A 23,858-nucleotide genomic window follows, 5' to 3' on the forward strand; every position below is an offset into this window, starting at 1 on the left:
GAGTTAGCGCAGCGACTTGACCTTGTCGGCGGTCACATCGCCGGGCTGTCCGCCCCACGTCACGCGAAGATAGTTCGTGAGCTGCGCGATCTGCTCATCGCCATAGGTTCCGGCGAAACCCGGCATGGCCTGCATGTTCTCCACGCCCGGAAAGCGCTGCGCCTCGAGGCCATCGAGAATCGACGTGATGACGTTGCGCGGGTCGGCCTCGCGCAAGGTCGAGTTGCCGTCCATGCCCACCGCGACATGCGGCTTGCCCTGACCGTCGATCCCGTGACAGCCCGCGCACGAATCGAGGTAGAGACCGCGGCCCGCCGACACTTTCGCCGTGTCGTCGATCTTCACGGTGGCGCGCGGTGCGGCTTCCGGCGGCGCGTCGCCGAGCAGATAGGTCGCGAGCGCGCGCAAGTCCTCCGAGCTCAGATGCTGCGTGCTCAGATAGACCACGGGATGCATCTCACCGAACGCGGAGCCTTGCTTCGCCACGCCGGTTGCGAAGAACGCCTGCAGATCCGCGCCCGTCCAGCCGCGCGCGGCAAGCGCGGACGGCGTGATGTCAGGTGCGCCGATGCGTCCGACCCCGCCGCCCTGCAAGGTCTTCGCGTCCTGCAGCTGCCCGAACGCGCCACGCGGCGTGTGACATTCCGCGCAGTGGCCGAGTGCGTTGGCCAGATAGCGCCCTCGCGTCCAGTCGGCCGATTGTCCCGACGATGCATCCGGCAGCGTGTCCTTCAGGAACAGCATGTCCCAGAAGCGCACGGCGAAGCGCACGTTGTACGGAAACTTCAGATCGGGATCGATGTTCGGCACCGCCGCGGGCTTTTGCGTCATCAGGTACGCGTAGATCGCGTCGCTGTCCTCGCGCGACATCTGCCGATACGACGTGTACGGCATCGCGGGATAGAGCTTGTGCTTCGCCGTCACGCCGTCATGCAGCGCGCGGAAAAATTCATCGGAACTCCACATGCCGATGCCGTGCTTCGGATCAGGCGTGATGTTCGTGCCGTAGAACGTGCCGAATTGCGATTCGAGCTTCACGCCGCCCGCGAACGGCGCGCCGCCATGCGCCGTGTGGCACGCGGCGCAATCGGCGGCATGCGCGAGATAGCGTCCGCGCGCGATCTGCTCGGGCGAGGTTTTCGGCGGCGCCGCGACATCGTTCTGACCGCCGCAACCGGCGAGCACAAAGGATGCCGCCGCTAGCGGCGCAACGAGACGGGTCAGGATCGATCTCATCATGCGGCGTCCTTCACGAGTCCGGGCGTGGCAAGCACGAGATCCTTGACCGCTTCGTAGTAGCGCACGTAGCCGGTGCAGCGGCAGATGTGCTCGTTCAGCGCCTCCATGATCGTCGCTTCGATCTGCTCCTTCGCGATCGGATTGCGCTTGAGCCTTTCGATCAGCACGGTCGTCGCGTTGACGAAGCCCGGCGTGCAATAGCCGCACTGGAAGCTGAAGTGCTCGAGGAACTTCTGCTGCACCGCCGACATTTCGACGACTTCGCCTTGCTCGTTGCGCTTGGCGTGCCCTTCGACCGTGCGCACGGTCTTGCCGTCGAAGAAATGCGCGCCGTTGATGCACGTGCGCACTTCCTCGCTGGTTCCGTCGGCGTGGTCGACGATCACCACGCACGCGTGGCAGATGCCCTGACCGCATCCGAGACGCGAGCCGGTGAGCCCGACGTACTCGTGCAGAAAATCGATCATCGACAGACCGGCGGGCACCTGCATCGGGCCGACCTTTTCGCCGTTGATCGTCATCGAGAGTGCGCGCGATTCAACGCCCGCGGCGGATTGGATGGCCGTCATGCGAGCACCTCCTGAATGTTTTGCGGCGTCACCGGCAGATCGGTGAAGCGATGGCCGATCGCGTGCGCGATCGCGTTGACGATGGCGCCGACCACCGGAATCATCACCACTTCGGCGATGCCCTTCGGCGGATCGGTTTCGGACAGCGGCGGCAGCACTTCGCCCGTTTGCTTCCACACGGCGACATCGCTCGCGAGCGGCAGGTGATAGCGGTTGAAGTTCCAGGTGCCGTTGCCCGGGCCGTCTTCGTAGAGCGGCATATACTCGTGCAGCGCGTGCCCGATGCCCATCGCGATGCCGCCCTGCAACTGGCCCGACACGAGTTGCGGCGCGATCTGATTGCCGCACTCCATGATCGAATGATGCGAAAGCAGTTCGACCTCGCCGCTCGATTCGCTCACGGCGAGTTCGACGAGCGTGCCAAGCGCGCTGTAGTACGTGACCGCCGCGTTGTTGCGTTGCACGGGCGGGATGAAGACGCGCTTGCGCTCGAGGACCGTGTAGCCGTTCCCCGTGGCTTTCGCCGCGCTTTTAGCCTTACCGCCGCCGAAGCGCAGCGAAAGGCCGTCGATCGGAAGCCGTTCGACTTCGCCCGCGATGTCGAACTGCGCCTCGCTCCATTGCCAGCGATTGAACGTGTGCACGGCCGCGCCCGTGACGAGCCCGAGCTCGTACGCCTTCTTCGCGAGCTGCTCGAAAGGAATCGGCTCGAGTCCGTCGGCGGACAGCTTGCCGTCCGTCCAGCGCGCGTCTTCGATGCGCACGACGAACGACATCGCCTGACCGCCGCCGATGCCCTGCCCCCAGATCGCGAGCGCAGCGGGCCAGATGCCGTGACGGAAAACCACGCGCGCCGCTTCGCGCGTCGCGTGCGTGAAATAGAACGCCGAATTCGTCGCGCTCGCCGGCGACATGTACGTGGGCGACCAGCGCGGATTCGCGCTCAGGCGATCCTGCTCGGCCTGCGACATGATGTACGGATCGCCGCTCGTGACGACAGGCAGGTCGGTCCAGTCGATCGTCGCCATGTGAACGTCGGCCGCGGGCTTGCCGAGCCATTTCGCGCAGGCGAGCGCCTGCGATGTCGACGCACCGGTGCCGATCTCCGCGCCCGAGTGATGCAGCGCGATGCGGCCATCGGCGGTGAATTCGATCTTCGCGAACGCGCTCTCCGCGCCGGTGCCGAAGTCCTTCTGCGTACACGCGAAACCGACACCGTAGCGCTTGCCCGGGTGCGTCCCTTCGTATTCCGTCTTGCGCTTCTTGCGCTCGGTCCAGAGCGGATGCGCCTGCGCGCGCCGAAGCACGTCCTCGGCGCGCACGGCGCCCGCCGGAATCGCGCCCTGCGTGTTCTTCATGCCGGTGCGCATCACGTTCTTCAGGCGCAGCTCGATTGGATCCATGTCGAGCGTCTGCGCGATGTCGTCGATCATCATCTCGGTCGCCGCCATGCTCTGCAGCGTGCCGTAGCCGCGCGCCGAGCCGGCGTCCACCGCGCGCGATGCGATCGCGGTGGCGGTCAGATCGCTCTTCGGGATGTAGTAGATGGACTGGGCCGCCGTCGCCCCGACCATCGCGACCGACGGCGAGAAGTTGCAGCGCCCGCCACCGTTGGCGACGAAATCGCCCTTGAACGCCTGAATCAGCCCCGATTTCCGGTCGATCGCCATGCGATAGCGCATGTCGAACGCGTGCCGCTTGAGCGAGCACTGGAACTGCTCGAAGCGGTCGTTGGCGAGACGCACCGGCCGGCCGTCGCCGTACAGCGATGCGAGGAGGCCGTAGAACGGCATGTTGTAGTGGTCCTTCGAACCGTAGCCGACCGTGTAGCACGGATGCAGGAACAGGTTCTTCACCGGAAAATGCGACTTCGCCGTCATCTCGATCGCGCTTTCGGCCACTTCATGCGGGCCTTGCGTCGGGATGACCATGTGCAGCGATTGCGTCGCCGCGTCGTACCAGCAATTCGCGTTGTCGGGTTCGAGCGCAGCAGTGTCGACGGATTGCGTGCGGTAATCGCGATCGACGACGAGCCATTCCGCCGGTGGGTGATCGAGCGCTTCGGCGATTGCGTTCGCATGGAACACGCCCTGCTCGTCGAGCTTGCCGTGCTCGGCGGCGCTCGCCCAGACCGGCTCGCGCTTCTTCATCATGTGCGGGAAGAGCGGCGTGTCCTTCAGACTCGAGAAGGTATCGTCGTCGTAAGGCGTCTTGCCGCCGACGCGCACGAAGCGGAACGCCGCCCACGGGTCGCGCTCGAGCGGGCCGGTCGTCGCGCCGTAACGGATGACGCCTTCGCGGAACTGGAGCTTGTCCTTCGCGAAGCGAAAGCGCGCGAAATCGCGATAGATCAGGATCGCGACCGCCTGCCCGAGATACGCCGGCGTCTTGCCGGCGGGCAGCAGCATGTCATCGCCGTAGAAGGCGGGGAACGCGAGCTTGTCGCGCGCGAGATCGTCCGCCGTGACGATGCGATCGGGCGCGAGGCCGCCGTCGAGCATCGAGAGATCGAAACCTTCATAGATGCAATCGGCGCGCGTCGTGCGCAGGATCATTGCGTGCGATTGCTCTTTCGGCCAATGCGGCATGTCCGCGGCGCGGACATCGCGCGCGAATACTTTCGCGCCCGTCACCTTCGCAATACCGTCGATGCGAAACTTCGCGCCGCCGCTCGTCGCATCCCACTGAACGGGAGTCAGAATCTTTTCTTCGAACAACGCGGCGAACGCACGGCTGCCGAGCGGCGCTACGAACACCGACACGCCAGCGAGCGCACTCGCCTTCAGAAAACCGCGCCTCGACAGGCCGAGTTTCCCCATTTACTTCTCCCCAAGTGATCGCCAGCGGATCGTCCGCAGCGGGACCGTGGCCCGCCGCCAGTTCGGCAATGTGAAATTTGTTTGCAATGCGAAGCACTGCCACGCGGGCGATTCCTTTCCGGACGCGTGACTCAGCGCATCGACATTAGTTGCCGACGCGCAGCGGGGGCGATTTTAAGTCGCAGGGGAAGGGGCAACAACGCGCGCAACGTCAAGTTCTGTCAAACATGAAATGCGTTGCGGATGTTTGGAAAGTCGCGAATGAAAACAAAAACGGCGGCTCGCAAGAGCCGCCGTTCGAGAAATGCAGGCAGGACCGGGTCAGTAATCCGCGTCCTCGATCCACGCCGCCTGGATCGCCTCCAGAATCTTCTCGTTGGATTTTTCCGGATCGTCGTCGAAACCGTCCAGTTCAGTAATCCAGCGATGCAGGTCAGTGAAACGCACATATTGGGGATCGATATCCTGATGCGCGTCGGTGAGTGCCATCGCGATCTCCTGAGTATCTGTCCACTTCATGGGCGAGCCTCCTGTCAGTGATTTTCTTTGGCGTGATTGATGGAGTACCGCGGGATCTCGATCACCAGATCCTCGTCGGCAGGCACCATTGCCTGACATGATAACCGCGATGTCGGTTCGAGACCCCACGCTTTGTCTAGCAGATCGTCCTCGTCCTCCTCGGACGGCTCGAGCGCGTTGAATCCTTCCCGGATGATGACGTGGCACGTCGTGCACGCGCACGATTTCTCGCAGGCGTGCTCGATCTCGATGCCGTGTTCCAGCAGGTTGTCGCAGATGCTCTTGCTCACGTCGGCGTCGATCACCGCGCCGTCCGGACAGAGCTCCACGTGAGGCAGCACAACGATTTGAGGCATGGGGCTGATTTTCCGTAAATGCTTCTTTGTTCAATAACTGCGCGACGATCAGACGTCGTCGAGCTTGCGGCCCGCGAGCGCGCGGCGGATGCTCTTGTTCATGCGGCGCGCGGCGAACTCGTCGGTGCCGGTCGCGAGCGCTTTCGTGGCCTCTTCGATCTTCTCGACCGAATCGCCGTTCGCAAGCGCCGCAAGCGCGGTCACGAGCTTCAGAATCTCGGCGCGCTCTTCGTCGTCGAGCAGTTCGCCATCGGTCTCGAGCGCGGCGTGCGTCGCTTCGATGAGACGCTCCGCTTCGACCTGCGCCTCGCGCAACGCACGCGCGTGCATGTCCGTTTCGGCGGTCTTGAAGCTCTCTTCGAGCATGCGGGCGACTTCGTCGTCGGCAAGACCGTACGACGGCTTCACCACCACCGACGCCTCCACGCCCGACGCCTGCTCGCGCGCGAACACGGAAAGCAGGCCGTCCGCGTCCACCTGATAGGTCACACGAATGCGCGCGGCGCCGGCCGCCATCGGCGGAATGCCGCGCAGCTCGAAGCGCGCGAGCGAACGGCAGTCGGACACGAGCTCGCGCTCGCCCTGGACGACGTGAATCGCCATCGCGGTCTGGCCGTCCTTGAAGGTCGTGAAATCCTGCGCGCGCGCGGTGGGAATCGTCGAGTTGCGGGGGATGATCTTTTCGGTGAGGCCGCCCATCGTTTCGACGCCGAGCGACAGCGGAATCACGTCGAGCAGCAGCCAGTCGTCGCCTTCGCCCCGGCGGTTGCCGGCGAGCAGGTCGGCCTGGATCGCGGCGCCGAGCGCGACGACCTGATCCGGATCGAGATTGACGAGCGGCGGCTGGCCGAAGAACGCCTCGACCGCGCGGCGGATGACCGGCATGCGCGTCGCGCCGCCGACCAGCACGACGCCCTTGATGTCCTTGGGCGTGACCTTCGCGTCGCGCAGCGCTTTTTTCGTCGGCCCGAGCGTGCGCGCGACGAGCGATTCGGCCAGCGCGGCGAATTGCGCTTCGCTCACGGCGACGTCGATTTCGACGCCCGTGGACAGCGTCGCCTGCACGCGCGTCTCGGGCACGTCCGAGAGCGCTTCCTTGGCCGAGCGCACGCGATCGAGCATGAGGCGCACGTCCTCCGGCACATCGAGCGTAACGCCCGCCTGCTCCAGCACATGGCGATACAGCGCGTGGTCGAAATCGTCACCGCCGAGGGCGGAATCGCCGCCCGCCGCGAGCACTTCGAAGACGCCTTTCGTGAGCTTCAGGATCGACAGGTCGAAGGTGCCGCCGCCGAGGTCGTAGACGGCGAAGAGGCCTTCGGAGCCGTTATCGAGACCGTAGGCGATCGCGGCCGCGGTCGGCTCGTTCAGGAGCCGCAGCACGTTCAGGCCGGCGAGCTTCGCCGCGTCCTTGGTCGCCTGCCGCTGGGCTTCGTCGAAATAGGCGGGCACCGTGATCACCGCGCCGACGATATCCTCGCCGAGCGTATCTTCCGCGCGGTGCCGCAGCGTCGCGAGAATTTCCGCCGATACTTCGACCGGGCTCTTCACGCCGTCGATCGTGCGGATCTGCACCATGCCGGGCGCGTCGATGAAATCGTACGGCGCGTTCTCCGCGCCCTCGACCTCGCTCTTGCCGCGGCCCATGAAGCGCTTGACCGATACGATCGTGTTGTGCGGATCGGTGACGGCTTCTTCCTTCGCGGTCCGGCCGATGCGCCGCCCGCCCTTCTCCAGATAGCGCACGACCGACGGCAGCAGCACATGACCGTCCTCGTCCGGCAGCGCTTCGGGCACGCTGCTGCGCACGGCCGCGACGAGCGAGTTCGTCGTGCCGAGATCGATACCGACCGCCACGCGCCGTTGATGCGGCGCCGGCGCCATGCCGGGTTCTGAGATTTGCAGTAAAGCCATCTTTGGTCTTATGGGGTTGGGGGCGGCTGACTCGTCTTACGCGTGTTCCAGCCGTTCGATTTGCGTGCCGATTTCATGAGCCACGCGTTCGATGAACATCAACTGCCGTACCGCCTCGCCCGCGGCCTGATCGGAACCGCTGTCGATCAGCGCCTCGAGCTTCGTGAAACGCACGCGCTCTTCCTCACGCAATTCGTCGAGCAGCGCTTCGAGCGCGCCGATGTTCTTCGCGTTCGCGGCATCCTCGATATTTTCGCGCCATTCCATCTGCTGCATGAGGAAGGCGGGCTCCATCGCGGTGTTGTTCTCCGCGCCGACGTCGATGCCGCGCTGCGACAGCATATAGCGCGCGCGCCGGAGGGGATCGCGCAGCGTCTGATAGGCCTCGTTCGCGTGCGTGGCCCATTGCATCGCGATACGTTTCTGCGCGTCGCCCGCCGCGGCGAAACGATCCGGATGCACTTGCGCCTGCACGGTGCGATATGCGTCGTCGAGCTTCTGCGGATCGACGGCGAAGGTTCGCGGCAGATCGAAGAGATCGAAGTGACTGTCGGTGAGCGAGGCCATGCTATGTCTATGGTTTCAGTGTGCGAATGAAAAAGGCGGCACGCGCCGCCTCTTTTGCCGATACCGCCGGCGTGATTCGCGTCAAACGCGGAACGATTCGCCGCAGCCGCACTCGTCCTTCGCGTTCGGGTTGTTGAACTTGAAGCCTTCGTTCAGACCTTCGCGGGCGAAGTCCAGCTCGGTGCCGTCGAGATACGGAAGACTTTTCGGATCGATCACGATCTTCACGCCCGCCGTCTCGAACACGGTGTCTTCGGGCGCGAGTTCATCGACATATTCGAGCTTGTACGCCAGACCCGAACAGCCCGTCGTGCGCACGCCCAGCCGCAGGCCGACGCCCTTGCCGCGCCGCATCAGATACTTCTGCACGTGCTGTGCCGCTTTATCCGTCAACGTGATTGCCATAGTCTTCGCTTCTCTTCGCTTTACCGTGCTTCGCCGGCTCATCGCGGCGCCGCGCTCATGCGCGGCGCTCGCTTCAGTCGTTACGCCGCGTGCTGTTTCGCTTCCACTGCCTGCGCTTCGGGCGCCGCGACGCCATGACGCTGCTTGTAATCGGCAACCGCTGCCTTGATCGCGTCTTCCGCGAGAATCGAGCAGTGGATCTTCACAGGCGGCAGCGCCAGTTCCTCGGCGATCTGCGTGTTCTTGATCGTCAGTGCCTGATCCAGCGTCTTGCCCTTCACCCATTCGGTGACGAGCGAACTCGATGCGATCGCCGAGCCGCAGCCGTAGGTCTTGAACTTCGCGTCCTCGATCACGCCATCCGCGCCCACGCGGATCTGCAGCTTCATCACGTCGCCGCACGCCGGCGCGCCGACCATGCCGGTGCCGACGGTGTCGTCGTCCTTCGAGAACGAGCCAACGTTACGCGGGTTTTCGTAGTGGTCCAGAACCTTGTCGCTATAAGCCATGATTCAAACTCTCCTTTATTCGGTGACGCGCGTCGCTCAGTGCGCGGCCCACTGGATGGTCGAGATGTCGATGCCGTCCTTGTGCATTTCCCAGAGCGGCGACAGATCGCGCAGCTTTGCGATCTTGGTCTTCAGCAGGTTGATCACGTAGTCGACATCCTGCTCGGTGGTGAAGCGGCCGACCGTGAAGCGGATCGAGCTGTGCGCGAGTTCGTCGTTGCGACCGAGCGCACGCAGCACATACGACGGCTCCAGCGATGCCGACGTGCACGCCGATCCCGACGACACCGCGACATCCTTCACCGCCATGATCAGCGATTCACCCTCGACGAAATTGAAGCTGATATTGAGGTTGTGCGGCACACGGCGTTCCATGTCGCCGTTGACGTACACCTCTTCCATGTCCTTCAGGCCTCTCAGCAGACGGTCGCGCAACATGCGGATGCGCTCGTTTTCCGTTGCCATTTCTTCACGCGCGATGCGAAACGCCTCGCCCATGCCGACGATCTGATGCGTCGCGAGCGTGCCCGAACGCATGCCGCGCTCGTGACCGCCGCCGTGCATCTGCGCCTCGATGCGCACGCGCGGCTTGCGACGCACGTACAGCGCGCCGATGCCCTTCGGGCCGTACGTCTTGTGCGCCGAGAACGACATCAGGTCGACCTTGAGCTTTTGCAGGTCGATTTCGATCTTGCCGGTGGCCTGCGCCGCATCGACGTGGAAAATGATGCCCTTCTCACGCGTGATCTCGCCGATCGCCTCGATGTCCTGAATCACGCCGATCTCGTTGTTCACGCTCATCACCGAGACGAGGATCGTGTCCGGGCGGATCGCCGCCTTGAACTTGTCCAGATCGATGAGACCGTCGTCCTTCACGTCGAGATACGTGACTTCGTAACCTTCGCGCTCCAGCTCACGCGTGGTGTCGAGCACGGCCTTGTGCTCGGTCTTCACGGTGATGATGTGCTTGCCCTTGCTCTTGTAGAAGTGCGCGGCGCCCTTGATCGCGAGGTTGTCCGATTCCGTTGCACCCGACGTCCAGATGATTTCGCGCGGGTCGCAGTTGACGAGCGCCGCGACGTTCTCGCGCGCTTCCTCGACCGCACGCTCCGCATCCCAGCCGTACTGGTGGCTGCGCGAGGCCGGATTGCCGAACTGCTCGCGAAGATACGGGATCATCTTGTCCACCACGCGCGGATCGACGGGGGTCGTCGCGCTGTAGTCCATGTAAATGGGCAGGTGGGGAATATCGTTGTTCATCAGTCGCTCCGGGAAATCGGTCAAAGCTCTTGGCTGTGATGCTTCTATCTGCGCGCCCGGCTCTCGTGCCGGCGCAGCGTTCAATGTCATCCGGCCAGGTTGAAAATGGAATTCGGCCCCTTGGGCGCGACGCGCGCGGCCTCGACGCCAGCCGACTCGGCGCGCCGGTCGCGCAGGACCGCCGACGAACCTTCGCGTGCGCGCTGCTGGTCGACCAGATCCTTCAACGAGACGGAATCGAGATACTCGACCATCTTCTGGTTGAGCGTCGCCCAGAGCTCGTGCGTCATGCAGTGGCCGTCGTGCTGCTTCGTGCCTTCACACGTGCCCTTGCCGCCGCATTGCGTGGCGTCGATCGGCTCGTCGACCGCGATGATGATGTCGGCCACCGTGACGTTCTCCGCACGGCGCGCAAGGTTGTAACCGCCGCCCGGTCCGCGAACCGATTCGACGATCTCATGCCGCCGCAGCTTGCCGAAGAGCTGTTCGAGATATGAAAGCGAGATGCGCTGGCGCTGACTGATGCCTGCCAGCGTCACCGGGCCCTGCTCCTGGCGCAACGCCAGGTCGATCATCGCCGTTACGGCGAAACGGCCTTTCGTGGTGAGTCTCATAATTGGGGGCTACCGCTAATACTCGATGATTTTCGTCAAGTATAAATATCCCACAGTTTTAGTCAAGTATCCCGGACGAGATAAGTAGCTTTTTAATTGGTTTTTTCGCACTCGCACGGCGGGCCGTCGGGCGATGGCCGTCAAGCCGTCAATTGGGCACGCAAGGCGTTCAGCAAACCTTGGCACGCGTTCTCGCACTGATCGAGCACTTTTTCGAAACCATCTTCGCCGCCGAAATAGGGATCGACGACGACGCGGCTGTCATCGCCTGTGGCGAACTCCATGAGCAGGCGGATCTTGCCGCGATGTTCGGGCGGGCAGATCGCCGTCAAGGCGGCGGCGTTGGCGTCGTCCATGACGATGAACAGATCGAAACGCGCGAAATCGGCGGCGGCGACCTGACGTCCGCGCAGTGTCGAGAGATCGTAGCCGCGCTTCTTCGCGGCCTTCTGGGCGCGCTCGTCGGGCGGCTCGCCGATGTGCCAGTCGCCCGTGCCGGCCGAATCGACGACGATCCGCCCGACCAGCTTCGCGCGCTCGACGAGATCACGCATCACCGCTTCGGCGCTGGGCGAGCGGCAGATGTTGCCGAGACAGACGAAGCAGATCGCGATCGAGTTCATCTAAAGCCGGAAAGAGTCGTGACGCCCGGCGACGTCGCCGAGGCAAGCCGCCGGAATGCGTGCGCGATTATACAAAGTGGCACACTTTCCCGCCCAATCGGGCGGTGCGGAACGCATTCATTGCTCGTCGCGATGGATGTCGTGTGTGATGAAACGCGATTCGCCGTTAGGCATGTCGAGCCAGTCGCGATGCGCAAGCGTGCGGCGCATATCGGCGAGACCGCTTTCCCAGTGTTCCCGCATCGTCGAGAGGCCGAACTGGTAGTCCTTGTAATGGCCCTCGTATTCCTTTTGCCGGTAGATCAGATGAACGATGTTGTAGCGCTTCGAGCACGCCAGTTCGGCGGCAAGCCTGCACCATTCATCATTCTTGCGAACCTCTTCGGGCACGAGGTCGAGCACGTGCTGCAGGACATTGCGGTAGCGCTGCGAGCGCTGCATCTGATCCGTGACGAGGCGCGTGCGGCTCGAAAACTGCACGTCCTTCACGCGTCCCATGACATCGACGATGCTGTCCGGCACCGGCCCGCGCGCGCTCCACAGATCGACCTGGAAGGCGAGCGTGTCGCGCCGCGGCGTTGCCTGCGCGATCTCGTAGAGCGGCGTGTTCGACATGAGGCCGCCGTCCCAGTAGAACTGGCCATCGATCTCGACTGCGGCGAAACCCGGCGGCAAGGCGCCCGATGCGATGAAATGCTCGGCGCGCAACTCGACCTGCGTGTTGTCGAAATAGGCGAAATTGCCCGTCGCGACGTTCACGGCGCCGACCGAGACGCGGGTCTCGCCGGAGTTGATGCGATCGAAATCGCAAAGACGCTCGAGCGTGGCCTTGAGCGGCGTCGTGTCGTAGTAGCTCGCGGTTTGCGGCGAGCTCGACGCGATCGGCGACGGCGGCGGAAAGCGCGGAACGAAAAAACCCTTCTGCCCTTCGACGACCGCGCCGAATGCCTGCATCGCGGTGAACGCCTTGCGAATCTCATCGGCGGAATCGAAAAGCGCGCGCTCGACGAAGGCTGGCAAAGGAAAACCGTATGCCGGCTGACAGATCGTCTCCCAGAATTCCAGGAGACGCGTCACGCGATGCTCCGGCGCATTACCCGCGATGATCGCCGTGTTGAGCGAGCCGATCGAGATGCCGGCGATCCAGTTCGGATGAATATCCGCCTCGTGGAGCCCTTGATAGACGCCCGCCTGATAGGCGCCGAGCGCGCCTCCGCCCTGCAGCATCAGCGCGATCGTCTCGTAGGGCGGCAAGTGGATGCGGGACGGCGCGCGTTCCACGACGGATGCGGACGCGGCATCGTTCGTCGGTTTCCTGGCATTGCCCCGACGTAGCGTGTCTTCGTTCTCGATTTCCGACATTGCCCGTCGTCTCCCTTATTGCATGAACCAGCCGTGGCTCACGACGAACGATTGCCCCGTCAGCGCCGCCGTTTCGAACGCGGACAGAAAGAGCACGGTCTGCGCGACGTCCTCGACGGTCGTGAACACGCCGTCCACGGTGCCGCCCAGCATCACGCGCTTGACGACTTCCTCTTCGCTGATCTTCAGTTCCTTCGCCTGCTCGGGAATCTGCTTGTCGACGAGCGGCGTGCGCACGAAGCCCGGACAGACGACGTGCGAACGCACGTTATGCTTCGCGCCCTCCTTGGCGAGCACGCGCGCGAGGCCGAGCAAGCCGTGCTTCGCGGTGACATACGCCGACTTGAGCGGCGACGCCTCGTGCGAATGCACGGAACCCATGTAGATCACGACGCCGCCGCGATCGTCCTTGTACATGTGTCTCAGCGCGGCTTTGGTGGTGAGGAACGCGCCATCGACATGAATGGCCATCATCTTCTTCCAGTCGGCGTATGCGTAGTTTTCGATCGGATTGACGATCTGGATGCCCGCATTCGACACAAGGATGTCCACCGAGCCGAGTTCCGACGCGACGCGATCGATGCCCTGATTGACCGCGTCTTCGTTCGTCACGTCCATCGCGATACCGATGGCCTTGCCGCCGTTGCCGCGAATTTCCGCGGCAACGGCGTCGGCGCCCGCCTGATTCAGGTCTGCGATGGCAACCGCAGCGCCCGCGCCCGCGAGCGTGAATGCGATCGCCCGGCCGATGCCGCTCGCCGCGCCCGTCACGACCGCGGTTTTGCCGTCGAGCTTTCCGTTTGATGACATGCGAACCTCCTATCCAGTGGAAGACATCAGGAATGACAACATCCATCGGCACGACCATCAAGCTGGCCGTTCGGCATAGGAAAACGCCTGCGAAACATCAGAATGCCTATGCCGTTCGGTCGACTGTTCATGAATGTCCGGGAGCGGCTATTGTGCATGAAGGATGCAGTGCGCCGCAGCGTAAGCGGGGCGTCAAGACTCGTGCGCCGGGCGGCGTCGGCTAGAATAGGCTCCCTTCCCCGCCCCTTTTCATTCCGGTTTTTTTCGCGCCCCGCGCAGGCCTCTTGTCATGCTCAGTTATCGTCACGCCTTTCATGCGGGCAATCACGCCGATGTGCTGAAACACGCAATCGTCATTCAGATGCTTCGCCATCTCGGCATGAAGGAAAAATCGTATTGGTATATCGACACGCACGCCGGCGCCGGCGTCTACTCGCTCACTGAAGGCTTCGCGACGAAAAACGCGGAGTTCCAAACGGGGATCGGGAAACTTCGGGATCGGGACGACCTGCCGCCGCTCCTCGCCGACTACGTCGATGAAGTCAATGCACTGAATCCCGACGGTGGCCTGCAGTTTTATCCCGGCTCGCCCTATCTCGCCTGGCGCACGATGCGCGAGCAGGATCGCATGCGGCTTTTCGAGTTGCACAGCACGGAGATCGACGTGCTGCGCCACAATTTCCGGGACGCCGGCCGGCGCGCGATGATCTATGAAGGCGACGGCTTCGACGGCATCAAGGCGCTCCTGCCGCCACCGCCGCGCCGCGCGCTCGTGCTGATCGACCCGTCATATGAGGACAAGCGCGACTACGCTCGGACGCTCACGTGTCTCGAGGAGAACATCAAGCGCTTTGCGACAGGGACATACGCGGTCTGGTATCCGATCGTCACGCGCATCGAGTCGCAGCGCTTCGCCGATCAGTTGAAGGCCATCCAGCCGAAGGGTTGGCTGCATGCCGCCTTGATTGTGAAAAAACCGCCGACGGACGGCTTCGGCCTCTTCGGCAGCGGCATGTTCGTGATCAATCCGCCGTACACGCTGGCGAAAGAATTGAAGGGTGCACTGCCCTATCTCGTCAACGCGCTCGGCGAGGACGAGCACGCGTCGTTCAAGCTGGAGCATCGCGCGGACTGAACCGGGCGATCGTCAGGGACGAGGCGTGCGCGGAACGCGTGGGCGGGGGCTTCCCCCGGGCGGCGCGGGCACAGTGCTCTGCCCGGTCGAGTACTCGACGTAGGGCGAAACCACGATCGGCGGCTCCGCTTCCTGCGGCGGCCCGGGCAATGTTGCCATCGGCACCATGCCGGGACCGCCGAGCGGTCCGCTCTGAAGCACGGTTCCGCTCACGCCGCTATGGATGCCTGTTTGCGTATCGAGCACGAGAGGCTCGCCGCCTGGCTTGGCGAACGTCGATTGCGAGCCGAGCAACGCCGCGGCGAGCACGCCGCAAACCCATGCGGCTCTTGCGACGCGATCCTGAATGCGAATATTCGTCGTGTTGATGTGGCCTGGCATCGCGCGCTCTTTTATGTAGACGAAACTGCTTTACCTTACCCCGGTGGCAAGCTTTAGGCTAGGCGTTCCGACTCATATGCAGTTCGCAATCGCCCTCTTCACAGGAGATACGATGAAATCAAAACGAATCGCGCTTGCCATCTTCACCGCCCTCTCTAGCGCATGCGCGATAGCACAGCCCGCCGCGCCGTCGAGCGATGCGATGCCCGGCATGAACATGGAACAGCACGCGCCGAAGCCCACGGACGTCTCGTCGACCGCCGCCTTCCAGGCCGCCGATCAGAAAATGATGTCGGGCATGACTGGCGTCGAGTACACGGGAGACGCCGACCGCGATTTCGTCGCGCACATGATTCCGCATCATCAGGGTGCGGTGGAAATGGCGAAGGTCGAATTGAAGTACGGCAAGGACGCGAAGCTCCGCAAGCTGGCGAAAGACATCATCGCCGCGCAGGAAAAGGAAATCGCGTTCATGAAGCAGTGGGTGGAGCAGCACCCGACGAAGCATTGAACTCTGCGACGCGCATCGAGCAGAAAAGCAAATGCCCCGCAATGCGGGGCTTTCCAACTTTCACGTTGGCGTTTTTCCACGCCAGAACGGAACGCTTACGCGTTATAGCCGTTCGTTTCGAGCGATCGGATACGCTGTTCGAGCTGGACGATGTCCGTGGATTGAGCAAGGTACGCTTCACGGCGACGCTGCTCGGCGGCTTCGAACCAAAAGCTCAGTTTTTCGATCAGGAATGCAAACATGGTGTTCTCCAAGGTCTTTAAAAGATCCCTGGCATTTTCGGGTCAGGGATTACCCGCACTAGGGAATACCCGGATTATAGAGGAGAACGTCCGCGCCCGGGTAGTGAAATGCTTGAATACTGTGCATTCAGTTTCGGAATGGTGCAGTGTAAATTATTGCCTAAGGTTCTGATTTTTCGGACAATTACCAGGTCTTGAAAATCAGGCGCCTATTTACGCACCGAATTGGTGCGTCTACTGCGACAGATTGTCCAAGATCGGGCAGTCCGGTCGTGTATCGCCGTGGCAGTGGGCCGCCAAGTGCGACAGCGTGTCGCGCATTTCCGTCAATTCGGCGATTCGCCGGTCCAGTTCCGCGACATGTTCCAGTGCGATCGACTTCACTTCGGCGCTCGCCCGCGAGCGGTCCTGCCATAAAGCAAGTAGCTTACGGATGTCCTCGACGAGAAAGCCAAGCCGGCGCGCCTGTCGTACAAAGCGCAGCGCATGCACCTCCTGATCACCGTACACGCGATATCCCGACGACGTCCGCCCGACCGGATTCAGCAAGCCGACACTCTCGTAGTAGCGGATCATCTTCGCCGTCACGCCCGAGGCACGGGCCGCTTCACCGATGTTCATGTTCGCTCCTGAAAAAATGTCATCCCGACTCTACACCTTCCCATGATGGGAAGGTATACGATGACGTTGATCCAGGCTTTTTAAAGAGGAAATCGCAATGACCGAGTTCGAAGTTCAGGGCATGAGTTGCCAGCACTGCGTCGCGGCCGTCACGCGCTCAATCCAGGAAATCGATCCGCAGGCGCAGGTTCGCGTCGATCTGGAGCGCGGCACGGTCGCCGTCGAGTCCGGGCAGTCGAACGACGCGCTGAGGGAAGCCATCGACGGGGCCGGCTATACCGTCGTCGGCGTCGCGTCGGCATGAGAAGGAGCGAGGATTTCACCGTCGCGCTCATCGGCGCGTCCGGATTGCTGGGACGCGCCATCGCCGGCGAACTGGCAAGCGCGACCGGCGCGAGACAATGGCGCATCGTGCGCACGGCCCACAGCCGCGCCGACGCACAGAACGCGCAACTCGATCTGCTCGACCGAGACGCCGTGTCCGCCTTCTTTCGTGAGTTCGCGCCCGATGCAATCGTGGTGGCGGCGGCGGAACGGCGTCCGGACATCTGCGAAAACGATCCGGCGCGTGCACGCGCACTGAACGTCGATGCGTTGAGCGTGATCGCGAGCGAAGCGCGCGCGCTCAGTGCGTGGGTCCTGTCGATCTCGACCGATTACGTGTTCGATGGCACCGCCCCGCCCTATTTCCCCGACGATGCGCCCGCGCCGCTCAACGCCTACGGACAGAGCAAGCTGGACGGCGAACGCGCGTTGCTCGCGAGCGACCCGGCGTCCTGCGTGCTGCGCCTGCCGCTGCTTTATGGTCCGTTCACGGACTGGAACGAATCGGCCGTGACGAGCCTCACGCCCGCCATCGTCAAATCAGCCGATCCGGCGAGCCCGCCCGCGTCGATGGACGCCTGGGCGACGCGCTATCCGACTTTCACGCCCGATGTCGCCGCGGTGATTCGCGGCATGCTCGAACATCACGCGAAAGGCGCGACGATCTCCGGCATCACGCAATGGTCCGGCGACGAACCGATGACGAAGTTCGACATCGCCCAACGCATCGCGCGGGCATTGAAAGTGGACGCAAAACTCGTCGCGCAACGCACGCCTGCTGACACGACGCCGCGCCCGCGCGACTGTCATCTCGATTCCGGCCGGCTGGATGCGCTGGGCATCGGCCGGCGTACGCCGTTCGATAGCGCGATTGCCAGACTGCTCGAGAACTATCCGGGCATGCTGGATCAGTGAAAATCGCGGCTGGGGGCGGCGAGGCGGCCGAGCAGCGCGCTATGGTCTTCGAGCCGTTGCGCCACGAGATGACGCACGTCGCCGTCCATTTGCCAGACGCCGTGCACGCCGAGCAGCGACGCCCCTAGCAGCACTTTGCGCTGTTTCTCGACGAGGCCCGGCCAGACGATCACGTTGATCGCACCGGTTTCGTCCTCGATCGACACGAAGATCGTGCCGTTCGCCGTGCCTGGCCTTTGCCGCACCGTCACGATGCCGCACGCCCGCACGACGCGTCCGTTTCTGATTTCCGCGAGTTCGGCGGCGGTCTTGAAACGCAGGCGCGCAAGCTTGCCGCGCAACAGCGCGAGCGGATGACGATTGAGCGTGAGTCCGAGACTCGCGTAGTCGTCGACGATTTCGCGGCCTTCCGATGCTTCCGGCAGCATGAGCGGCGTCTCGCTCATCGGCGCATCGCGCAGCAATTCCGGCGCGCGCTGTTGCGCCGTGACCGCCCACCACGCCTGACGCCGATGCCCCGCGATGCTCGCGAGCGCATTGGCCGCCGCGAGCGCTTCGAGTTCGCGTCGCGACAAGGCGGCACGGCGCGTGAGATCGTCGACATCGACGAAGGGCGCCTGCGCGCGCGCTGCCATGATCCGCTCGGCCGCCGCTTGCGGAAGACCCTTGATCAGTTGCAGGCCGATCCGCACGCCCGGCCCTTTCGCGCCGTATTGCCGTCCATCCAGCTCGACGCGCTTTCTAAAGCTGCGCGCCGCTCGTCGCACGGTCTTCCGAAACACGCGATCCGACGCGGCCGCGCCATAGAACTGCTGACGCCGCCGCTCCTTGCCGGCATCGAACACGACGCGCTCGCCGTTACCGGACCGCGCTTCCAGCACCGATTCCCAATCGCTCAGGGAAACATCGGGCGCGAACACCGGCACGCCGTGACGCCGTGCGTCCTGCACGAGTTGCGACGGCGAATAAAACCCGAGCGGCTGGCTGTTCAGCAAACCGGCCAGAAACGCGGCGGGCTCGTAACGCTTGATCCACGCGCTGAAATAAACAAGCAGCGCGAAGCTCGCCGAGTGACTCTCCGGAAAGCCATATTCGCCGAATCCCTCGATCTGCTTGCACACACGCGCGGCGAAATCGTGCTCGTAGCCGCGCGAAAGCATCTTCTTCATGAGATCGGCCTGATATTTCTCCAGATGACTGCCGCGACGCCACGCGGCCATCGCCCGGCGCAATTGATCGGCCTGTTCCGCCGTGTAGCCCGCCGCAACCATCGCGAGCTTCATCACCTGCTCCTGAAAGATCGGCACGCCGAGCGTGCGGCCGAGCACCGGCCGTAGCTCCTCTTTCGGATACTCCTCCTCTTCCAGTCCCTGTTTGCGGCGCAGATACGGATGCACCATGCCGCCCTGGATCGGGCCGGGCCGCACGATCGCCACTTCGATCACGAGGTCGTAGTACTTCTGCGGCCGCAAGCGCGGCAGCATGCTTTGCTGTGCGCGCGATTCGATCTGAAACACGCCGATGGTGTCCGCGCGGCAGCACATCTCGTAGACGGCCTTGTCCTCGCGGCGAATATGCGACAGCCCGAAACCCGGCACGCCGCGCCGCAGCGCGACGAATTCAAGGGCGCGCCGGATCGCCGACAGCATGCCGAGCGCGAGCACGTCCACTTTCAGGAGCTTCAGCTGATCGATGTCGTCCTTGTCCCACTGAATCACGCAGCGGTCTTTCATCGCGGCGTTTTCGATCGGCACGAGCCGCGACAAGCGTTCCCGCGCGATCACGAAACCGCCGACGTGCTGCGACAGATGCCGCGGAAAGCCTCGCAGCTCGCGCGTCAAACGGATGAGATGCTTCGTGACGTGGGAATCGTCGCTGAAGCCCGCTTCCCTGAGATAACCCGCCACCGCGGACGGTCCGTCCCACCACTGCTGCGACTTCCCGATGCGCTCGATCAGCGACGCATCGAGCCCGAGCGCCTTGCCGACATCCTTCAGCGCGCTGCGCGTGTGATACGTGATGAGCGACGCCGCCAGCGACGCGCGATGCCGCCCATACTTCTGATAGATGTACTGGATGACTTCCTCGCGCCGCTGGTGCTCGAAATCGACGTCGATATCGGGCGGCTCGTTGCGCGCTTGCGAGATGAAGCGCTCGATCAGCAAGCCCATCCGGACCGGATCGAGTTCGGTGATGAACAGGCAATAGCAAATGATCGAGTTCGCCGCCGAGCCTCGCCCCTGACACAAAATGCCCTTGCTGCGCGCAAAGGCGACGATGTCATAGACAGTCAGGAAGTACTTCTCGTATTCCAGCCTGGCGACGAGCGCCAGCTCTTTATCGATGAGACCGATCGTCTCGGCATCCATGCCGTTCGGCCAGCGTTGCAGCGCGCCCGCGATCACGCGTTTGCGCAGATAGCTCGCGGGCGTCTCGCCGGGCGGCACCAGCTCTTCGGGGTATTCGTATTTGAGTTCCTCGAGATTGAAGGTGCAGCGGGCCGCCACCTTCAGCGTTTCCCGGATCGCCTCTTTTGGATACAGCGCGCCGATGCGCAACCGCGTGCGCAGATGTCGCTCCGCGTTCGCTTCGAGCGCGTAGCCGCATTCGGCAAGAGGCCGGTTCAGGCGGATCGCGGTCAGCGTGTCCTGCAAAGGCTTGCGGGAGCGCGCGTGCATCAGCGCGCCGCTCGCCGCGACGAGCGGCAATCCGCTCGCTTCGGCGATCACACGACAGGAAGCAAGACGCTCGTCGTCGCTACCGTCCTGCCAGAGCTCAAGCGCGAGCCACGCACGGCTCGCGGCAAAGCCGGCCAGCCAGTGCGCGCGGTCGAGCGTATCGGCGAGCGTCGCCGATCTCTGCGGCACGAGAATCAGAATGCAATCCGGCAAGTGCTTCAGATGCGCAATATCGCCGCGCAGATCCGCCGCGTTGGATGACGCGGCGGGGTCCGTGAAGTCCTCCGGGCCTATCTTGTAACTGCCCTTGGGCGAACGAGCGCGCGCGTGCGAAATGAGCTCCGACAGGTTGCCGTAGCCCGCCCGATTCGTCGCAAGCGCGATGAGCGTGCAGAACGGCTCGCCGTCGGCATCGGTGAGATGCAGTTCGCTGCCGATGATCAGTTTCAGATCCTGCTTTTTGGGCGGCGGCTCGCCTGCAAGCTGCGCGGCTTCGGCGTCGGCGCGCGCCTTCGCTTCGATGTCCTTGATCGCGGCATGCGCACGCACGACGCCCGCGAGCGAGCATTCGTCCGTGATCGCGAGCGCGGTATAGCCGTGCTCGAGCGCTGCCGCGGCCAGTTCCTGCGGATGCGATGCGCCGCGCAGAAACGAAAAGTTGCTCAGGCAATGCAGTTCGGCATAACCGGGCAACAGCGCCGAGGCCGACATCGCGCCGAGAACCGCGGCCTTGTCGTCGCCTTCGTCATCCTCATCCAGGCCGATGATGTCGTTCAAATCATCCACGGCGGCATCATCCGAAAAAACCGTGCAGGAACCAACTGCCGGTGAGACGTTCGCGATAAAGCCAGAACATGCGGCCGCGATCGTCGGCGGCGACGTAGTAATCGCGCTGGACACCATTACCGTCCCACCATCCCGCCTCGATGCGCTCGGTCCGGCTGATCAGCTTCAGCGGGCGTCGGTAAAACGGGCGCTCGTTGCGCAAGATCAGCTTTTGCGGTGTCTCGAGTATCCACGACGGGCGCGGCTGCGAGGGAACGGCCCGATCGGGAAGCTCGAGCGGCCCGCCGGATTCGGTTTGCGCCTCGGTTTGCGCGTCGGTTTGCGCCTCGGGTTCGGTTTCGGTCGGCGTATCTGCTTTTGCCGCTTGCGTCTTTGACGATTTCTTCCCGCGCTTCGGCTTCGTCTCGCTTGCAGGCTTATAAGCTTCGACCGTCATCGCCGCTTCGGGCCGATGATCGTCTCGCGCGACCAGCTGCACGACGTTCTCGGCGCCGAGCCGCGCGCTCAGACGTTCGAGCAGTTGCGCCATCGATTCGCTGTCGGAACCGGGCATCGGAAACAAGGTCTCGGCCGGCGGCGCATGCTCGCTGACCTTGTCGGCAAGAAGCTTCATCTCGATCACGGGCGCTGCGAGCGTCGTCTGATTCAGTTTCTCGCGCAGCAGCCAGAGGATGTGATCGGCTTCGCGCGTCGGCACGGCCCAGGCTACCTTGAATGTCGACGTTTTCGGCGCGTGACGGGCAGCCAGCTCGTGCTCGAGCAAGAGCGAAAATTCACTGACCGCCGCATGATGCGCGCTCAGCCAGCCGGCGAGTTGCAACACAAGCCGGCGGGCGGCGAACAGCAACGCCTCGGCGCTTTCCACGCGCGCCTGCAATTCGAGCCGAGCCTCGAACGACGCCGGCGCGCAGAACGCCTCGCGCGGATCGGGTGCCTGTCCATATGCTTGCGCGAGCCATTGCAGGATGCCCTGACCGAACCGTCGCGCGACGCCCTTGCGCGGCAGACGACGCAAATCGGCGAGCGTTGCGCAGCCGATCTGCTCGAACACGTTGCCGTGCGAATGCGCCGACGGGATGAGCGATACGGGCAACGCATCGAGCACATGGACGAGCGTCGTCTCTTTCACGATGCGTACGCGCCGCGTAACACGACGCGTGCGCGCGTGAGCCAGCAGCCATGCGCCCCACGCCGTTGGCGCGCAGCCCATGCGCGAGGTGAAACCGCATCCTTTTACCGTCGATGTCACCTTGGACAGCAACGCGCGCAAGCCGCCGAAGAGCCGCATGCTCGCGCCAACTTCGAGCAGCACCGTATTCGCATGGGCCAGCACGACTTTGGGCGAAAACGCGAGCAACGCCAGCGCAACAGCTTCGAGCGCGTTTTGCTCTTCACGCATGTCGATGGCGAGCAGCGTCAGTTGCGGCGCCAGCGCGAACGCATGCGAGCGCGTGCTGCCGGGCCGCACGCCGAGCCGAAACGCGACGAGATCGGGCATCAGGATGCGCGCGTGATCCGCGAGCGCGAAGCATGGCTGATCGATATCGCTGGCGCGAATGTCATTCGGCGTCGATGTTGCTCCAGGCGAGATCGAATTCCCCGATGTCGAGGGCATCGAGGGCGGCCTGACTGCTTCGAGCGATAAAAGCGGCAATGTCACCGCTATCCACAACATGTTTGACCTCTCGTGCTTTCCTTGCCTGATGCGCACGACGAATATGTTCGGGCAGAGCAGGCATCTGCAGCGGCAAGCTCAATCGCAGCGGCTTGCCCAACAGTGGGCCACGCCGCTTGATGATGTCGATTTCGAGCATGACGGCTTGCATCCATTCGCGACGGTTCATCGTCTGTGCGCTGGCGGGGAGTATCGGTTTGCAGACCATGCGCAATGGCGCGGCGGATGATTGCTTCGCCGCTTTGAGCGGGCGGAACAGGAACGCCAGCGACTGCGCTTCCTGAGCGGCGACTTGCAGCCTCCGCAGTGCTTCCGGACGCACTTGAGGCAGCCAGATCAGCACAGCGCCGATGCCTTCCTGCTTCAGCGACTGCTCTGCGGCCCAGAGCACCTGATCTTCGGGCGCCTTGACCCAGACCAGTTTATCGACCGCGATTTTCATCGCCCGAAGCGCGGCCAGATTGGGCTTCCACGGTGGCGCGATGAAGATGACGGAGCGATCTTTGCCCACTGTCAGTTCTCGAAGCGTGCGCGCGAGCAATCTGATTTCGCCCACGCCGCTCTCTTCGATCAGTAACTCGGTGACTGTGCCGGGCATCCAGCCTGCGCCGGGCAAGGCCAGATCAAGCGTCCGGAATCCGCTCGAGATGATGTTCGACTCGGGATCGTTGATCGGACTGCCCTGCCAGATCTGACGCTGCAGATGCGATGTCAGCCCGATGTCGAGCAATGAAAGTGCTGCACCCATGAGTTTCCCCGTCCAGCGCGAATGCAAGGGCCTGCTCACGGTGCGAGCACTCGGCGGTCTTTGGTTTTACTGTATATTTATACAGTATTTTTTTGAGGGCGGGTAAACATCTGGAGGTGCCGAAGGCTCGTTACGAAGCACAAGGGCGAAGAATAAGACAGGAAATTGCGATGGGGATTACCAGCGTTTTCGCGCTTCCAAACGCAAAAACCCCACCTTTGCGGGGTGGGGTTTTTGTTTATCGCATGAGGAGCCTGACGATTACCTACTTTCACA

24 protein-coding genes are annotated in these 23,858 nt (G+C 63.3%); 4 read left to right on the forward strand and 20 right to left on the reverse strand.

Annotated elements, in window-relative coordinates:
* Positions 1–3: 3 nt before the first annotated feature.
* From NCS58_RS08965 to NCS58_RS09030, 14 genes are all read right to left on the reverse strand, one after another.
* Positions 4–1,239: a cytochrome c gene (locus tag NCS58_RS08965; RefSeq protein ID WP_250538273.1), complete on the reverse strand. Its 1,236-nt coding sequence runs from the start codon at positions 1,237–1,239 to the stop codon at positions 4–6.
* Positions 1,236–1,808: a (2Fe-2S)-binding protein gene (locus NCS58_RS08970; RefSeq protein ID WP_250538274.1), complete on the reverse strand. Its 573-nt coding sequence runs from the start codon at positions 1,806–1,808 to the stop codon at positions 1,236–1,238. Before NCS58_RS08970 ends, NCS58_RS08965 begins: the two co-directional genes overlap by 4 nt.
* The gene (locus NCS58_RS08975; protein ID WP_250538275.1) at positions 1,805–4,627 is read right to left on the reverse strand and encodes a xanthine dehydrogenase family protein molybdopterin-binding subunit; all 2,823 of its coding nucleotides are present in this window, start codon (positions 4,625–4,627) and stop codon (positions 1,805–1,807) included. The genes NCS58_RS08970 and NCS58_RS08975 overlap by 4 nt, the downstream gene beginning before the upstream one ends.
* 321 nt (positions 4,628–4,948) lie before the next feature.
* A complete protein-coding gene (iscX, locus tag NCS58_RS08980) occupies positions 4,949–5,146 on the reverse strand; it encodes a Fe-S cluster assembly protein IscX (protein ID WP_061121077.1) in 198 nt (65 codons plus the stop codon).
* Positions 5,147–5,160: 14 nt separating this feature from the next.
* Entirely contained in the window at positions 5,161–5,502 is a 342-nt protein-coding gene (fdx, locus tag NCS58_RS08985) for an ISC system 2Fe-2S type ferredoxin (protein ID WP_061121076.1), read from the reverse strand.
* Positions 5,503–5,550: 48 nt separating this feature from the next.
* Positions 5,551–7,416 (reverse strand): Fe-S protein assembly chaperone HscA, encoded by a 1,866-nt coding sequence (gene hscA, locus NCS58_RS08990; protein WP_250538276.1) that lies wholly within the window; start codon positions 7,414–7,416, stop codon positions 5,551–5,553.
* Positions 7,417–7,452: 36 nt separating this feature from the next.
* Positions 7,453–7,983 carry a Fe-S protein assembly co-chaperone HscB gene (hscB, locus tag NCS58_RS08995; RefSeq protein WP_061121074.1) on the reverse strand — a complete coding sequence of 177 codons (531 nt, stop codon included), beginning with the start codon at positions 7,981–7,983 and terminating at the stop codon, positions 7,453–7,455.
* A gap of 81 nt (positions 7,984–8,064) precedes the next feature.
* Positions 8,065–8,388 (reverse strand): iron-sulfur cluster assembly protein IscA, encoded by a 324-nt coding sequence (gene iscA, locus NCS58_RS09000; RefSeq protein WP_061121073.1) that lies wholly within the window; start codon positions 8,386–8,388, stop codon positions 8,065–8,067.
* An 80-nt stretch (positions 8,389–8,468) separates the two neighbouring features.
* A complete protein-coding gene (gene iscU / locus NCS58_RS09005; protein ID WP_061121072.1) occupies positions 8,469–8,897 on the reverse strand; it encodes a Fe-S cluster assembly scaffold IscU in 429 nt (142 codons plus the stop codon).
* A 36-nt stretch (positions 8,898–8,933) separates the two neighbouring features.
* Positions 8,934–10,157 carry an IscS subfamily cysteine desulfurase gene (locus NCS58_RS09010; protein ID WP_061121071.1) on the reverse strand — a complete coding sequence of 408 codons (1,224 nt, stop codon included), beginning with the start codon at positions 10,155–10,157 and terminating at the stop codon, positions 8,934–8,936.
* Between the two features lie 86 nt (positions 10,158–10,243).
* Positions 10,244–10,771, reverse strand: coding sequence for a Fe-S cluster assembly transcriptional regulator IscR (gene iscR, locus NCS58_RS09015; RefSeq protein ID WP_061121070.1), 528 nt, complete (start codon positions 10,769–10,771; stop codon positions 10,244–10,246).
* 140 nt (positions 10,772–10,911) lie between these two features.
* Positions 10,912–11,394 carry a low molecular weight protein-tyrosine-phosphatase gene (locus NCS58_RS09020; protein ID WP_250476764.1) on the reverse strand — a complete coding sequence of 161 codons (483 nt, stop codon included), beginning with the start codon at positions 11,392–11,394 and terminating at the stop codon, positions 10,912–10,914.
* Positions 11,395–11,511: 117 nt separating this feature from the next.
* Positions 11,512–12,756, reverse strand: coding sequence for a patatin-like phospholipase family protein (locus tag NCS58_RS09025; RefSeq protein WP_250476765.1), 1,245 nt, complete (start codon positions 12,754–12,756; stop codon positions 11,512–11,514).
* Positions 12,757–12,771: 15 nt separating this feature from the next.
* A complete protein-coding gene (locus NCS58_RS09030) occupies positions 12,772–13,566 on the reverse strand; it encodes a 3-hydroxybutyrate dehydrogenase (RefSeq protein ID WP_061121067.1) in 795 nt (264 codons plus the stop codon).
* A gap of 289 nt (positions 13,567–13,855) precedes the next feature.
* Between NCS58_RS09030 and NCS58_RS09035 the strand changes: the two genes are divergently transcribed.
* Positions 13,856–14,701, forward strand: coding sequence for a 23S rRNA (adenine(2030)-N(6))-methyltransferase RlmJ (locus NCS58_RS09035; RefSeq protein ID WP_250476766.1), 846 nt, complete (start codon positions 13,856–13,858; stop codon positions 14,699–14,701).
* Positions 14,702–14,713: 12 nt separating this feature from the next.
* Here NCS58_RS09035 and NCS58_RS09040 read toward each other — a convergent pair whose 3' ends face one another.
* Positions 14,714–15,082 (reverse strand): hypothetical protein, encoded by a 369-nt coding sequence (locus NCS58_RS09040; RefSeq protein ID WP_250476767.1) that lies wholly within the window; start codon positions 15,080–15,082, stop codon positions 14,714–14,716.
* Between the two features lie 112 nt (positions 15,083–15,194).
* Between NCS58_RS09040 and NCS58_RS09045 the strand changes: the two genes are divergently transcribed.
* Positions 15,195–15,593: a DUF305 domain-containing protein gene (locus tag NCS58_RS09045; RefSeq protein ID WP_061121064.1), complete on the forward strand. Its 399-nt coding sequence runs from the start codon at positions 15,195–15,197 to the stop codon at positions 15,591–15,593.
* A gap of 95 nt (positions 15,594–15,688) precedes the next feature.
* On the opposite strand, the gene NCS58_RS09050 is transcribed toward NCS58_RS09045, so the two are convergent.
* On the reverse strand, positions 15,689–15,835 hold the full coding sequence (locus NCS58_RS09050) for a DUF3563 family protein (protein ID WP_075644455.1): 147 nt from the start codon (positions 15,833–15,835) through the stop codon (positions 15,689–15,691).
* A gap of 234 nt (positions 15,836–16,069) precedes the next feature.
* Positions 16,070–16,456 carry a Cu(I)-responsive transcriptional regulator gene (gene cueR / locus NCS58_RS09055; protein WP_061121063.1) on the reverse strand — a complete coding sequence of 129 codons (387 nt, stop codon included), beginning with the start codon at positions 16,454–16,456 and terminating at the stop codon, positions 16,070–16,072.
* A gap of 97 nt (positions 16,457–16,553) precedes the next feature.
* Here cueR and NCS58_RS09060 point away from each other — a divergent pair, with 97 nt between their 5' ends.
* Positions 16,554–16,760: a heavy-metal-associated domain-containing protein gene (locus NCS58_RS09060; protein WP_250476768.1), complete on the forward strand. Its 207-nt coding sequence runs from the start codon at positions 16,554–16,556 to the stop codon at positions 16,758–16,760.
* Positions 16,757–17,695 (forward strand): SDR family oxidoreductase, encoded by a 939-nt coding sequence (locus NCS58_RS09065; protein ID WP_250476769.1) that lies wholly within the window; start codon positions 16,757–16,759, stop codon positions 17,693–17,695. Before NCS58_RS09060 ends, NCS58_RS09065 begins: the two co-directional genes overlap by 4 nt.
* On the opposite strand, the gene NCS58_RS09070 is transcribed toward NCS58_RS09065, so the two are convergent.
* The 3 genes from NCS58_RS09070 to imuA all read right to left on the reverse strand — a co-directional run bounded on the left by NCS58_RS09070 (position 17,689) and on the right by imuA (position 23,582).
* Positions 17,689–21,084: an error-prone DNA polymerase gene (locus tag NCS58_RS09070; protein WP_250538278.1), complete on the reverse strand. Its 3,396-nt coding sequence runs from the start codon at positions 21,082–21,084 to the stop codon at positions 17,689–17,691. The genes NCS58_RS09065 and NCS58_RS09070 overlap by 7 nt on opposite strands.
* Positions 21,085–21,166: 82 nt before the next feature.
* Positions 21,167–22,774 (reverse strand): DNA polymerase Y family protein, encoded by a 1,608-nt coding sequence (locus NCS58_RS09075; protein WP_250538277.1) that lies wholly within the window; start codon positions 22,772–22,774, stop codon positions 21,167–21,169.
* Positions 22,719–23,582, reverse strand: coding sequence for a translesion DNA synthesis-associated protein ImuA (gene imuA / locus NCS58_RS09080; RefSeq protein ID WP_250476771.1), 864 nt, complete (start codon positions 23,580–23,582; stop codon positions 22,719–22,721). The genes NCS58_RS09075 and imuA overlap by 56 nt, the downstream gene beginning before the upstream one ends.
* Positions 23,583–23,858: the final 276 nt, after the last annotated feature.

This window comes from Caballeronia sp. INML3B (assembly GCF_023631305.1).
Lineage (GTDB): Bacteria > Pseudomonadota > Gammaproteobacteria > Burkholderiales > Burkholderiaceae > Caballeronia > Caballeronia turbans.